The 14,826-nt window shown below is 44.7% G+C and carries 8 protein-coding genes; 7 read left to right on the top strand and 1 reads right to left on the bottom strand.

Features of this window, described 5'->3' with window-relative positions; translation table 11 throughout:
* Positions 1-84: 84 nt before the first annotated feature.
* On the bottom strand, positions 85-1,122 hold the full coding sequence (locus tag PQ477_RS18330) for a LacI family DNA-binding transcriptional regulator (RefSeq protein ID WP_060705999.1): 1,038 nt from the start codon (positions 1,120-1,122) through the stop codon (positions 85-87).
* 272 nt (positions 1,123-1,394) lie between these two features.
* Between PQ477_RS18330 and PQ477_RS18325 the strand changes: the two genes are divergently transcribed.
* The 7 genes from PQ477_RS18325 (at position 1,395) to PQ477_RS18295 (ending at position 14,819) form a co-directional block, all read left to right on the top strand.
* Positions 1,395-2,663 carry an ABC transporter substrate-binding protein gene (locus PQ477_RS18325; protein WP_144558996.1) on the top strand — a complete coding sequence of 423 codons (1,269 nt, stop codon included), beginning with the start codon at positions 1,395-1,397 and terminating at the stop codon, positions 2,661-2,663.
* A gap of 73 nt (positions 2,664-2,736) precedes the next feature.
* Positions 2,737-3,588, top strand: coding sequence for a carbohydrate ABC transporter permease (locus PQ477_RS18320; protein ID WP_060706000.1), 852 nt, complete (start codon positions 2,737-2,739; stop codon positions 3,586-3,588).
* On the top strand, positions 3,588-4,424 hold the full coding sequence (locus PQ477_RS18315; RefSeq protein WP_274272657.1) for a carbohydrate ABC transporter permease: 837 nt from the start codon (positions 3,588-3,590) through the stop codon (positions 4,422-4,424). Before PQ477_RS18320 ends, PQ477_RS18315 begins: the two co-directional genes overlap by 1 nt.
* Before the next feature lie 207 nt (positions 4,425-4,631).
* On the top strand, positions 4,632-6,719 hold the full coding sequence (locus tag PQ477_RS18310) for a BglG family transcription antiterminator (protein WP_274272656.1): 2,088 nt from the start codon (positions 4,632-4,634) through the stop codon (positions 6,717-6,719).
* On the top strand, positions 6,716-6,982 hold the full coding sequence (locus PQ477_RS18305) for a PTS sugar transporter subunit IIB (RefSeq protein WP_035397753.1): 267 nt from the start codon (positions 6,716-6,718) through the stop codon (positions 6,980-6,982). Before PQ477_RS18310 ends, PQ477_RS18305 begins: the two co-directional genes overlap by 4 nt.
* A gap of 20 nt (positions 6,983-7,002) precedes the next feature.
* Positions 7,003-8,364 carry a PTS ascorbate transporter subunit IIC gene (gene ulaA / locus PQ477_RS18300; RefSeq protein WP_274272655.1) on the top strand — a complete coding sequence of 454 codons (1,362 nt, stop codon included), beginning with the start codon at positions 7,003-7,005 and terminating at the stop codon, positions 8,362-8,364.
* Positions 8,365-8,612: 248 nt separating this feature from the next.
* The gene (locus tag PQ477_RS18295) at positions 8,613-14,819 is read left to right on the top strand and encodes a beta strand repeat-containing protein (RefSeq protein WP_274272654.1); all 6,207 of its coding nucleotides are present in this window, start codon (positions 8,613-8,615) and stop codon (positions 14,817-14,819) included.
* Positions 14,820-14,826 lie beyond the last annotated feature (7 nt).

Raw genomic sequence — 14,826 nt, 5'->3', positions numbered from 1 at the left:
ATATCGATTTTGAACTTTTGTCAATCTTTTAAAAGTATTTTTTCGAAAATAAGGTGCGAAGAATGGTAACGCATCGAAAAGTAGCTAGTGTTGCCATTCTTCACAAGAATTTCTTACTGTCACATATGTTGGGATAATCGCTTCTTTTTGTTGTTCTTCATGTGCAATCAAACCAACCAATGTCTCTATGGTTTTTTTCGCTAGCTTTTGGTAATTGTGATTAACAGACGTCACACCAGGAGGGAAGTGTTCAGCTAAATACGTATCATCAAAGCCCGTTACAGAAATATCACCAGGAACTTTTAATCCAAACTTTCTGAACCGTTTTATGGCTCCAATCGCAACAAAATCATTCATACATAAGACAGCTGTTGGTCTATCGTCAAGGTGAATGAGGTGTGTCGCATCTTTTTCTCCAGCCTCTATACTATAACCGCTACTATGAATCCAATCTTCTTTAAAGATTAATCCTTTTTCTTTCATGGTTTCTAGGAAAACACTCACCTTTTCATCTGTGGATGAAACCCCAACCTCACCCCCTAATAAGCCAATCTCTCGATGACCGTGGTGAGCAAGTAGTTCAAGTAAACGCCGAACACCACTGGCTTCATCTGTTCGTATTGTATGAGCGTCTACCCCTTCCATTTTGCCATTAACAAAAACAATAGGGACATGTTTTAGTGCGTCAATCATTCCTGCTCGAAGTTCTTCTGTAGGGTGGGTTTGATTAATTCGACCTCCTAGAAAAACAATCCCGTCAACTTGGCGTGAAATCAGATTGTCTAAATAAGCTTGCTCAATAGAGAAATTTTGCATGGAATTGCACAATAAACACGTATAACCTTTTTCAAGGGCTTGCCTCTCAAGCTCTTTAACAATCATCGAATAGAAGGGGTGATCAATATCTGGAAGAATAATCCCTAGCATTTTTGATTGTTTTAAATATAAACTTTGTGCCATTACATTTGGCTTGAAATTGTATTTATTAATTAACGCTAAGACTCTAGATTTAGCTGGTTCTCTAACATTTGCGCTTCCAGTTAAAACCCTTGATACAGTGGCAGGCGAAACATTTGCTTCTTTGGCAATCCGGTAAATTGTCACACCGTCTTTCTTCAACATTCGTTATCGCTTCCCTTTCTCATTTTTCTATTAGAAGTATAGAATTGTTTTCGAGTGTAGTCAAAGTGAAGCTTCATTTTTTCATTTATTACGAAAAAAACAGAAAGTGAAAATTGCTTGTTGACAAAAAAGAGTTTCTTTTTTAAAGTTAACTGAAACCGGTTTCTTTCGGTTGAATTCTTAAATAGTTCAAAAAAAGAGTAGGTAAGCCTGTAATTGTAAGCGATACCAAAATGCACGACCGCATCATACATATTGAGAGGAGCATGAACATGAAAAAAACTTTATTATATGCATCATCACTAGTAGCGCTTGTTTCTTTATCCGCTTGTGGAGGGTCAGGGAGTAACGGAACATCAGATGATCAAACACTAACCGCGTGGGCTTGGAATATTAATATCCCTGTACTTGAAGAAGCAGCTGCTCAATTCGCAGAAGATCATCCAGATTTTGACCTGGAGATTATTGAAGTAGGAACACCAGATGTTTATCAGCGAATTACAACTGGACTTCAGGCAAACGGAGAAGGCTTACCTGATATTATGCTTGTTGAAGATGATCGAGTTCAAGGGTATCTTTCAAATTTTAAAGACGCTTTTTTAGACATTTCTGAGTATGATTTTGAAGAAGCTCACAATGACAAATTTCCTGCCTTTAAAACGGAATTACTAACCGTCGACGGCGGAGTGTATGGTTTTCCTTTTGATGCGGGTCCAGCTGGTATATTTTATCGAACAGACTTGTTTGAAGAAGCTGGTATTAATGCAGACGAAATTGAAACATGGGATGATTTTATTGAAGCTGGTCATACATTGCGAGACGAATTGGATGTTGCGTTAACTGGTATTGACATCAGTAATGATGATGGTGTCTACCGTATGATGTTAAATCAGCAAGGCACATTTTATTTTGATGAGAATGAAGAAGTTGCTCTCGCGTCCGATGAGTCGATAAAAGCGATGGAAGTCATTCAGCGCTTACATCAAGAAGGGTTGAATGAAAATTTAGTAGGTTGGGATGCATGGTTAACAGGCTTGGCCAATGGTACTGTTGCTACAGCACCAACCGGGGCATGGTTAACAGGTTCGTTAACAGAGCAGGCGCCAGATTTAGAAGGACAATGGGGAGTTTTCCCACTACCGGCAATGGAAGCTGGCGGCAACCGGGCTTCTAACTTAGGAGGAAGCAATTACATGATCTCAGCACAAACGGCTAATCCTGACCTTGCTTATGATTTTATGGAATATTTTTCTACTTCTGATGATGTTCAGCTAACTGCAATGGAGAACGGACTGTTTCCTTCTCTTAATACGATTTATGACAATGATCTATTCACTTCTCCAATTAGTTACTTCGGAGATCAAGCTATTTGGGAGCTCTTCGCTAGTATGATGGATGATATTCCTTCTGTAAATTATACAGGTAATTATTCCATCGCTCGAGACGAAACAGAAACGGCGCAGTCTGATGCCGCGAATGGAGCCGATGTAACAGATGTGATGACACGAGCCGAGCAACAGTTACAAAACAGAATGAATTAAGTAATTTTATAAAAACAGAATCGGTGAAGTTATGTACGTTGCTTCACCGATTTTAAAGAAAGAGGGCTGTGTCATGAACCGATCTAAGGCAACCCCCTATGTATTTTTAGCACCAGCGGTTATTTTATTTTTACTTTTTACAGCTTATCCAATTGTCGCTTCCATCGTACTTAGCTTTCAAAAATTCGAAGGTGGTAGCTATGTCTTTACTGGATTTGACAATTACATACGACTGATTCATGATTCGATCTTTCAGACGGCACTCGTAAATACATTTATCATTTTCATTTTACAAGTGCCATTCATGCTACTTTTATCAATGATCTTGGCAAATGTGTTAAATAGTCAACTGTTGCGTCTAAAGGGCTTCTTTCGAGTATCGTTCTTTTTACCAGCCGTCACGTCGTTAGTTGCCTATTCATTATTATTTTCAGTTCTATTACAAGATAATGGGCTTATAAATGAACTGATTACAAATTTCGGAATGTCTGCTATTCCATGGTTAACAGATGGAACTTGGGCTAAGATTTCCATTGTACTTGCTATGACATGGCGATGGACAGGTTATAACATGATTATCTACCTCGCTGCTTTACAAAATATTCCCCATGAGATGTATGAAGCAGCTAAAATGGATGGCGCAGGGAAGATAAGGCAGTTCTTTTCCATCACAATTCCAAGTTTAAAACCAGTCATTTTGTTTACGGGAATTCTATCAACAATCGGCACACTTCAGTTATTTGATGAACCATTTAACCTTACAGGTGGAGGTCCAGCTAACTCAACAATGACTTTAGGCTTGTACATTTATGAAAATGGATTTGAATATTTCGATTTTAACTATGCAAGTGCAGTAGCCTATGTAGTTGTGATGCTTGTGGCGGTTTTATCTATTATTCAATTTAAAGTAACAGGTGATAAATAATGAAAACAAAAACTGGACGGAAACATTTGTTAGGCAAAGTAAGTATGTATGGTTTTTTACTCGTCTTTTTAATTATTTCAGTATTTCCATTTTATTGGATGTTTATCGGTGCAACGAATCCATCTTCTTCCATGTTTGCGAGTCCACCGACTTTTATACCTGGTAGTCATTTTATGGAGAATCTAAGAAATTTAGATAATAATGTCGGCATTTGGCGAGTATTATTTAATTCACTATTCGTAGCAGGTTTGTATGTCGTGCTTGCGTTAGCGATTAGTACGACAGCCGCTTATGCATTTGCAAAATTTTCATTTAAAGGAAGAAATGTTATCTTCACAGTCTTTTTACTATCAATGATGATACCGTATCAAGCTACGTTAATTCCTTTATTTCAGATGATGGCAAATTTCAATTTATTGAATACGTATTTTGCATTAATTGCGCCACAACTTTGTTACCCATTCGCCATTTTTCTTATGAGACAAAACTTTCTATCTTTTCCCACAGAGTTATTAGAATCAGCACGCTTAGATGGTGCAGGGGAATGGCGAATTTTTATGCAAATTGTGTTACCATCAATGAAACCAGCTTTAGCTGCAACATCGATTTTCCTATTTATGTTTCAATGGAACAATTTTATGTGGCCGCTTATCGCCATTCGGACACCAGATATGTATACGTTCCCAGTAGCGCTTTCAACGTTAAGTGGGGTATCGTATACGGATTACGGTCAAGTGATGATGGGGATCACAATAGCAACCGTTCCAATTCTTATTTTTTTCCTCGCCATGCAAAAGCACTTTATTACGGGCATGCTAGGTAGTGCTTTAAAATAAACTCATCTGTTTTTTAGAGAATAACCATTCATGTTATTCTCTTTTTTTGTCCATAATAGTACTACATGAACCTGCGTATAGTTTTTCACAATTGAATTGTACGCTTATTGTTCGGTAAAACCTATTAACACTTTGATTGTTTCCGTTTATACTCCATTTAGGTTATGAGATAATGTGCAAAATTATATTCTGTAAGGAGCAATCTTTGTGGTTCTTGATCAACGACGCATAATCATTTTATCCTATCTACACTCTGCAAAAACACCGATCGATCCTGCTGAATTAGCAGCCCGTCTCGGCGTGTCAAAACGTACACTTTATAATGATTTTAATGAAATTGATTATTGGTTGTTAGAAAATCAAGTACATCCAATCCAACGCGAATATCGTAAAGGTATATCTTTATCTTTTGACACGAAGACAAGGTTAGCTAATTTAATCGCGTTAAAAAATCAATGGGATTATCGATTCACTCAACTAGAACGGCACTACATCATTGCAGCCAGTTTATTGCTCCGGCCAACAAATACAACGGCTCAAGCATTGATGGATCTCGTTCAAGTGAGTCGCGGAACATTGTTTAAAGATCTAACTGCCGTTTCAAGGCTGTTTAATGAGTATCAGGTTGAACTGATTCGTTCGAAACAAGATGGTTATCGTATAGACGGAGCTGATTCTGATATATGGCGAGTGATTCAAACAGTTGTCTATGTTATTGCTGGTGAGGAGCTTAATGAAGTAAAAACGTTGCTTTTTAATCTAGTGGAACCTCAAATAGACAATATAGAACAACGGCTTCGTAATGAAATTGAACGTCTGGAGCAAACGTTATCACTAACATTTAATGAACAAGTAGCAATGTCTTTAAAGCTATCAATTCTTTTTTTGTCTTATCGATCAATTAACAAGCTATGGATAGAAGTAGAGGAACAGCAAGTGCTTCTTCATTCACAGGCTTACAAGGTTGTAGAACAAATGTCTGAACGTCTTGCTCATCAAGGCTTTCGTTTATTGAAGCAACCTGAGTGCATTTTATTTGTGATTCGGCTGTTAAGCTCACGGGTGACGGATATTCATACCCGGGATCGACAAGATGAACAAACTGATGTGCTTACGTTAACGAAAGAGATCATTGAACGCTTTGAATATCATAGTGGGGTTAATTTTCAAGAAAAAGACCGCTTATACAAGAATTTAGTAGCACACATTAAACCTGCCTATTACAGATTAAAATATAATGAACAACTCAATCATCGGTATTTACCATTAATTGAACACCAGCTTAAAGAAATCTATACATTGACTGAACAAGCTTTAAAACCTCTCGAAGAGTACATGAAGCGACCAATTCCAAGCGAAGAAGTTGCGCTTATTGCAATGCACTTTGGGGGATGGATTAACCGAAAAAGGGAAAATCGAAAAAAAGCATATAAAGCGGTTGTGATTTGTGAGAATGGAATTGCTGCTTCGTCGATGCTTTTCTCGCAATTGGAAGTCTTATTACCCGAGATAGAATTTCTTACGTATATTCCGGTACGTATGTTTAATAAGTACGATAGGAAAGTAGATCTCGCATTTTCTACAACCTTTATAAGCGATTCTCTCATTCCAATCATTTATGTTCCTGCAATTCTTGGAGATCACGAAAAGGCACATATCTTCCGTGAGTTACAAAGCTTTATGGATCCTGAACGCTTAAAGCAGTCTGATTTTGAAAGCGTTCTGCAAATTATTGAGAAAAATGCTGATATACACGATCGAAATGCGCTAATTCGTCAATTAGAACCATTCTTTCGTCCATCTAGATTGAGACTTGAGGTGTATAAACCGATGTTACAGGAGATAGTAGACAAGAGCATGATTCAGGTCCAGCCAAACGTTTCTTCTTGGCAGGAAGCAATTACAATAGCTGCTCAGCCGCTATTGCGAAACGAATATATTGATGAGTCCTATATTGATGCCATGATTCACAATGTAACAACAAACGGCCCTTATATTGTAATCGCGCCATCTATTGCGATGCCGCACGCAAGACCAGAAGAGGGCGTTAAAAAGCTTGGAATTAGTATGTTGAAACTAAATGAACCTGTTTCTTTTTCTAATGAGGCCAAGCACAATGCACAAATAATCATTGTTTTAGCGGCAATCGATAATGAGACTCATCTTAAAGCGTTATCCCAACTCTCAGAGTTGCTTTCAGAACAGGAGAACGTTCAAGAGATCTTGGCAAGTACATCAGCTTCACAAATTGAAACCATTCTTCACAAGGAGAATGAAGGAGGACAAGAACAATGAAAAAAGTATTAGTCGTATGTGGAAATGGACTAGGAAGTTCAATGATTGTTGAAATGAATGCAAAGCAAATTCTAAAGGATTTAGATAAACAAGCAGATGTGTCCCACACGGACTTAACAACAGCTAAAACAGAAAACGCAGATGTATATATTGGATCAGAAGAGATTGTTTCAAATTTAAGGGATGGTTCACGAAACGTAGTGGGACTAAAAAACTTACTTGATAAAAACGAATTACGAGAAGTACTAAATCAAAATGTATAAGTTAAAGGAGGTCGTCACCAATGATTGATTTCATCATGAATGATCTCTTAGGCACTCCTGAACTACTCGTTGGTCTTTTTGCACTCATCGGCTTACTTGCTCAGAGAAAAGCAGTTGCCGATGTAGTGTCAGGAACCTTAAAAACCGTACTGGGCTTTGTTATTTTAGGAGCAGGTGCCATGGTCATTACACAATCATTAGATCAATTTAGTGCGATGTTTAATCATGCGTTCAATGTAAACGGTGTCATACCAAATAACGAAGTAATTGTTGCCATCGCGCAAGATGCATTTGGGACTGAAACAGCGATGATTATGTTATTCGGTATGATGGCAAATATTCTTTTTGCTCGTATTACACCCTTTAAGTACATCTTTTTAACTGGACACCACATCATGTTTATGGCTTGCTTAATAGCCGTTATTTTAACTACTGCTGGTATGGCTGGAGTACCAATGGTCGTACTTGGCGCTATCATTCTAGGATCACTAATGGTGCTTCTGCCGGCTATGCTTCAACCATTCACTCGTGAGATCACAGGTTCTGATGATATTGCTGTTGGCCATTTTGGTTCATTCGGCTATTACGCTTCTGCAACGATCGGAAAATGGTTTGGCAATAAAGAAAAATCAACAGAAGAAATAAAAGTACCTAAATCACTTGGATTCTTAAGAGATACCACTGTTGCAGTATCCTTAACGATGATCATTTTATTCCTTGTCGTTTCATTATTTACGGGAAGTGAATTCATTGAATCACAGTTGAGTGGCGGACAAAACTTTCTTGTGTTTTCTCTTATGCAAGCTTTAGCCTTTGCTGCTGGCGTTTACATTATTCTTACAGGTGTTAGAATGTTGCTCGGAGAAATTGTCCCTGCTTTTAAAGGGATTGCCGACAAAATTGTGCCAAATGCCAAGCCAGCACTTGATGCACCAGCTGTTTTCCCATTTGCAAATAACGCTGTTATTATAGGGTTTTTGTTTAGTTTCGCTGCTGGTTTAATAAGTATGATGTTTCTACCACTCTTTGGTTTAGCAGTAATAGTACCAGGGCTAGTACCTCATTTCTTTACAGGTGCAGCAGCTGGGGTTTTCGGGAATGCTACTGGTGGAAGACGCGGAGCAATTATTGGGGCTATGGTAAACGGAGTTTTTATTAGTTTCTTACCAGCTCTATTATTACCTGTCCTCGGTGATCTAGGATTCCAAAGTACAACGTTTGGTGATTCAGACTTTGGAGTAGTAGGAATTGCACTTGGCATACTTAGCCAACAACTAAACTCGACCATTGCATTTACCGTTATCGTCTTAGCAGTTATTGCAGCATTCTTCTTAATTGGAATAAAAACGAGAAAAAAACCAACTAAGACAGACCACTCTTAAAGTGGCCATCTCTTTTTTACATGATAATCGTTCAGATTCAAGCCCAGATATGAAATTATCTGGGCTTTTCGTATTTAACTTCGCAAGAAAATATACTTTTTATTAAGAGGGCTACGTTCTTTATTGCCCTAAAAACTTAAAATCGTAGGAACTTCATTTCAAACAATACACAATTACATAACTTTTGAATAACATTTAGTAAGCCTTTTTTTCCTACATATAAAAATATATCTATATAAGGGCTGTTTATGATGAGAAGAATATCTAAATCTAACTATTGTATAAATTCAAGCATTGCCCAATTTAATAGAACAGCAACCAATGGAGGATCTTTATTCAGCGCCTATTGTAGGTATTGTAACGATGCGACTGGAGTTACTGGTGCCACTGGAGTCACTGGTGTTACTGGGGTTACTGGACCTACTGGAGTTACCGGAGCCACTGGCATTACTGGGGCTACTGGGGTTACAGGAGTTACTGGGGTTACAGGAGTTACCGGGGTTACAGGAGTTACCGGGGTTACTGGTGCTACTGGAGCCACTGGACCTACGGGGGTTACTGGAGTTACCGGAGCCATTGGCATTACTGGGGCTACTGGTGTTACAGGAGTTACCGGAGTCACTGGAGCAACTGGTGTTACTGGGGCTACCGGGGTTACTGGTACCACTGGAGCCACTGGCGTTACTGGTCCTACTGGCGTTACTGGGGCTACCGGGGTTACTGGTACCACTGGAGCCACTGGCGTTACTGGTCCTACTGGCGTTACTGGGGCTACCGGGGTTACAGGAGTTACTGGGGTCACTGGTGTTACTGGAGTTACTGGCATTACAGGTGCTACCGGGGTTACTGGAGTTACAGGAGTTACCGGAGCTACAGGAGCCACTGGACCTACGGGTGTTACTGGGGTTACCGGTGTTACCGGTGTTACTGGGGTCACTGGTGTTACTGGAGTTACTGGCATTACAGGTGCTACCGGGGTTACTGGAATAACAGGTGTTACCGGAGCTACAGGAGTTACTGGGGTTACTGGAGTTACAGGAGCCACCGGAGCTACTGGAGTTACTGGCGTTTCTGGTGCCACTGGAGCTACTGGAGTAACAGGAGTTACCGGAGCTACTGGTGCTACCGGAGCTACTGGCGTTACCGGGGTTACTGGAGCCACTGGTGTTACTGGTCCTACTGGTGCTACCGGGGTTACTGGAGTAACAGGTGTTACCGGAGCTACTGGCGTTTCTGGTGTCACAGGAGCTACAGGAGCTACTGGCGTTTCTGGTGTCACAGGAGCCACTGGACCTACGGGTGTTACTGGGGTTACCGGTGTTACCGGTGTTACTGGGGTCACTGGTGTTACTGGAGTTACTGGCATTACAGGTGCTACCGGGGTTACTGGAATAACAGGTGTTACCGGAGCTACAGGAGTTACTGGGGTTACTGGAGTTACAGGAGCCACCGGAGCTACTGGAGTTACTGGCGTTTCTGGTGCCACTGGAGTCACTGGTGTTACTGGAGCTACTGGAGTAACAGGAGTTACCGGAGCTACTGGTGCTACCGGAGCTACTGGCGTTACCGGGGTTACTGGAGCCACTGGTGTTACTGGTCCTACTGGTGCTACCGGGGTTACTGGAGTAACAGGTGTTACCGGAGCTACTGGCGTTTCTGGTGTCACAGGAGCTACAGGAGCTACTGGCGTTTCTGGTGTCACAGGAGCTACAGGAGCTACTGGCGTTTCTGGTGTCACAGGAGCCACTGGACCTACGGGTGTTACTGGTGCTACAGGAGCCACAGGAGTTACCGGGGTTACTGGAGTCACTGGTGCTACCGGGGTTACTGGAGTCACTGGTGTTACCGGAGCTACTGGCGTTTCTGGTGTCACAGGAGCTACAGGAGCTACTGGGGCTACAGGTGTTACTGGGTCCACTGGCATTACAGGTGCTACTGGGGCTACTGGTGTTACAGGAGTTACCGGAGCTACCGGTGTTACTGGGGTCACTGGCATTACAGGTGCTACTGGGGCTACTGGGGCTACAGGTGTTACTGGGTCCACTGGCATTACAGGTGCTACTGGGGCTACTGGTGTTACTGGTGCCACTGGCATTACAGGATCTACAGGTGCTACAGGAGCTACTGGGGCTACTGGACCTACTGGTGCTACCGGGGTTACTGGGTCCACTGGCATTACAGGTGCTACTGGGGCTACAGGTGTTACTGGGTCCACTGGCATTACAGGTGCTACTGGGTCCACTGGCATTACAGGTGCTACTGGGTCCACTGGCATTACAGGTGCTACTGGGTCCACTGGCATTACAGGTGCTACTGGAGTTACTGGTGCCACTGGCATTACAGGATCTACAGGTGCTACAGGAGCTACTGGGGCTACTGGTGTTACAGGAGTTACCGGAGCTACCGGTGTTACTGGGGTCACTGGTGTTACTGGCGTTACTGGTGCTACTGGGGTCACTGGTGTTACTGGAGTTACCGGAGCTACTGGGGTTACTGGAGCCACTGGGGCTACTGGGGCTACTGGGGCTACAGGTGCTACTGGCATTATAGGTGCTACAGGAGCTACTGGACCTACTGGAGTTACGGGTGTTACGGGTGTTACTGGTGTTACTGGCGTTACTGGTGCTACCGGGGTTACTGGTTCTACGGGTGTTACTGGTGTTACTGGGGCCACTGGCATTACAGGTGCTACTGGAGTTACCGGTGCTACCGGTGTTACAGGTCCTACTGGAGCTACTGGCGTTTCTGGTGTCACAGGAGCTACTGGTCCTACTGGAGTCACTGGACCTACAGGTCCTACTGGTGCTACAGGAGTTACCGGTGTTACTGGTGCCACTGGCATTACAGGATCTACAGGTGCTACAGGAGCTACTGGGGCTACTGGTGTTACAGGAGTTACCGGAGCTACCGGTGTTACTGGGGTCACTGGTGTTACTGGCGTTACTGGTGCTACTGGGGGTACTGGTGCTACTGGGGTCACTGGTGTTACTGGAGTTACCGGAGCTACTGGGGTTACTGGAGCCACTGGGGCTACTGGGGCTACAGGTGCTACTGGCATTACAGGTGCTACAGGAGCTACTGGACCTACTGGCGTTTCTGGTGCCACTGGAGTCACTGGTGTTACTGGAGCTACTGGAGTAACAGGAGTTACCGGAGCTACTGGTGCTACCGGAGCTACTGGCGTTACCGGGGTTACTGGAGTCACTGGTGTTACCGGAGCTACTGGCGTTTCTGGTGTCACAGGAGCTACAGGAGCTACTGGGGCTACAGGTGTTACTGGGTCCACTGGCATTACAGGTGCTACTGGGGCTACTGGTGTTACAGGAGTTACCGGAGCTACCGGTGTTACTGGGGTCACTGGTGTTACTGGAGTTACAGGAGCTACTGGGGGTACTGGTGCTACTGGGGTCACTGGTGTTACTGGAGTTACCGGAGCTACTGGGGTTACTGGAGCCACTGGGGCTACTGGGGCTACTGGGGCTACTGGGGCTACTGGGGCTACAGGTGCTACTGGCATTACAGGTGCTACAGGAGCTACTGGACCTACTGGAGTTACTGGAGTTACGGGTGTTACTGGTGTTACTGGCGTTACTGGTGCTACCGGGGTTACTGGTTCTACGGGTGTTACTGGTGTTACTGGGGCCACTGGCATTACAGGTGCTACTGGAGTTACCGGTGCTACCGGTGTTACAGGTCCTACTGGAGCTACTGGCGTTTCTGGTGTCACAGGAGCTACTGGTCCTACTGGAGTCACTGGACCTACAGGTCCTACTGGGGTTACTGGCGCTACTGGAGCTACGGGTGTTACTGGAGCCACCGGTGTTACTGGAGCCACCGGTGTTACTGGGATTACTGGAGCTACTGGACCTACTGGACCTACTGGTGCTACCGGGGTTACTGGGGCCACTGGCATTACAGGTGCTACTGGGGCTACTGGGGCTACAGGTGTTACTGGGTCCACTGGCATTACAGGTGCTACTGGGGCTACTGGTGTTACTGGTGCCACTGGCATTACAGGATCTACAGGTGCTACAGGAGCTACTGGGGCTACTGGACCTACTGGTGCTACCGGGGTTACTGGGTCCACTGGCATTACAGGTGCTACTGGGGCTACAGGTGTTACTGGGTCCACTGGCATTACTGGGGCTACAGGAGTTACAGGACCTACTGGAGCCACTGGACCTACGGGTCCTACTGGTGATACAGGAGTAACTGGGATTACTGGAGCTACTGGAGTTACGGGTGTTACTGGAGCCACCGGTGTTACTGGAGCTACTGGACCTACTGGACCTACTGGTGCTACCGGGGTTACTGGGTCCACTGGCATTACAGGTGCTACTGGGGCTACTGGGGCTACTGGTGTTACTGGTGCCACTGGCATTACAGGATCTACAGGTGCTACAGGAGCTACTGGGGCTACTGGACCTACTGGTGCTACCGGGGTTACTGGGTCCACTGGCATTACAGGTGCTACTGGGGCTACAGGTGTTACTGGGTCCACTGGCATTACAGGTGCTACTGGGGCTACTGGAGTTACTGGTGCCACTGGCATTACAGGATCTACAGGTGCTACAGGAGCTACTGGGGCTACTGGTGTTACAGGAGTTACCGGAGCTACCGGTGTTACTGGGGTCACTGGTGTTACTGGCGTTACTGGTGCTACTGGGGGTACTGGTGCTACTGGGGTCACTGGTGTTACTGGAGTTACCGGAGCTACTGGGGTTACTGGAGCCACTGGGGCTACTGGGGCTACAGGTGCTACTGGCATTACAGGTGCTACAGGAGCTACTGGACCTACTGGCGTTTCTGGTGCCACTGGAGTCACTGGTGTTACTGGAGCTACTGGAGTAACAGGAGTTACCGGAGCTACTGGTGCTACCGGAGCTACTGGCGTTACCGGGGTTACTGGAGTCACTGGTGCTACTGGAGTTACCGGTGCTACCGGTGTTACAGGTCCTACTGGAGCTACTGGCGTTTCTGGTGTCACAGGAGCTACTGGTCCTACTGGAGTCACTGGACCTACAGGTCCTACTGGTGCTACAGGAGTTACCGGTGTTACTGGGTCCACTGGCATTACTGGGGCTACAGGTCCTACTGGAGCTACTGGCATTACAGGATCTACAGGTGCTACCGGGGTTACTGGGGTCACTGGTGCTACTGGGGTTACTGGAGTTACTGGAGTTACTGGACCTACTGGGGCTACTGGAGTTACAGGAGTTACAGGAGCTACCGGAGCCACTGGGGTTACTGGGGCTACTGGCGTTACGGGTGCCACTGGGATTACCGGAGCTACTGGCGTTACTGGGGCTACAGGAGTTACCGGAGCTACTGGTGTTACTGGCATTACAGGTGCCACTGGGGTTACTGGCGCTACTGGCGTTACGGGTGCCACTGGACCTACAGGTCCTACTGGTGTTACTGGGATTACCGGAGCTACTGGCGTTTCTGGTCCTACTGGTGTTACTGGGGCTACTGGTGCTACCGGGGTCACTGGTGCTACGGGGGTTACTGGCGCTACTGGACCTACTGGTGCTACTGGTGTTACTGGGTCCACTGGCGTTACTGGTCCTACTGGTGTTACTGGGGCTACTGGTGCTACTGGGTCCACTGGTGTTACTGGTGTTACTGGTTCTACTGGCGTTACAGGTCCTACTGGCGTTACCGGAGCCACTGGGGCTACAGGTCCTACTGGAGCTACTGGCATTACAGGAGCTACAGGTGCTACCGGGGTTACTGGACCTACTGGAGTTACTGGCATTACAGGTGCTACCGGTGTTACTGGACCTACTGGAGTTACTGGCATTACAGGTGCTACCGGAGCCACTGGAGCTACTGGCGTTACTGGGGCCACTGGCATTACAGGAGCTACTGGAGTCACTGGAGCAACTGGACCTACTGGGGTTACTGGGGCCACTGGTGCTACAGGTCCTACTGGAGCCACCGGTGTTACTGGGGCTACTGGTCCAAATGTTTCATTGTTCGGTTTTTCTGCTGTGAAAAGCTCGGCAACAATAAGTGCTTCTGGTCAACTTACAGCATGGACGACAGATAGTCCATTCTATACAGGTACGGGATTTGATCCGGTAACAGGAAATTATACAGTTCCTGCTACTGGTAGGTATTCGATTAAGTCAATCATTAATTACCGAACAACGGCTGCATTAGCCGCTCAGATAGGAACAGGAGTTAATCCGTCTTTTACCATTCAAAGAATCTCGCCAAATCCAACAACTATCACTACAGGACTAATTCCTATACTTGATGTAAACATATTACTATTATTGACACTCCGAGTTATATTGGGGAGTGGTGAAGTCACGCTTGTTACAGACGTTCAACTCAATGCAGGTGATGTCCTAGGGGTGTTTTATGTTTCAAGTGGTTTGACTATTAATTTAAGCATCGGTACTTTTGTACCTGCTGGAACCATTTGGTCTGTACACCGTATTACGTAAAAATGTT

Source organism: Shouchella hunanensis (genome assembly GCF_028735875.1).
GTDB classification, from domain to species: domain Bacteria; phylum Bacillota; class Bacilli; order Bacillales; family Bacillaceae_D; genus Shouchella; species Shouchella hunanensis.
The sequence above is the reverse complement of the archived record's forward strand: the minus strand, read 5'-3'. Positions and strand labels throughout refer to the sequence as shown.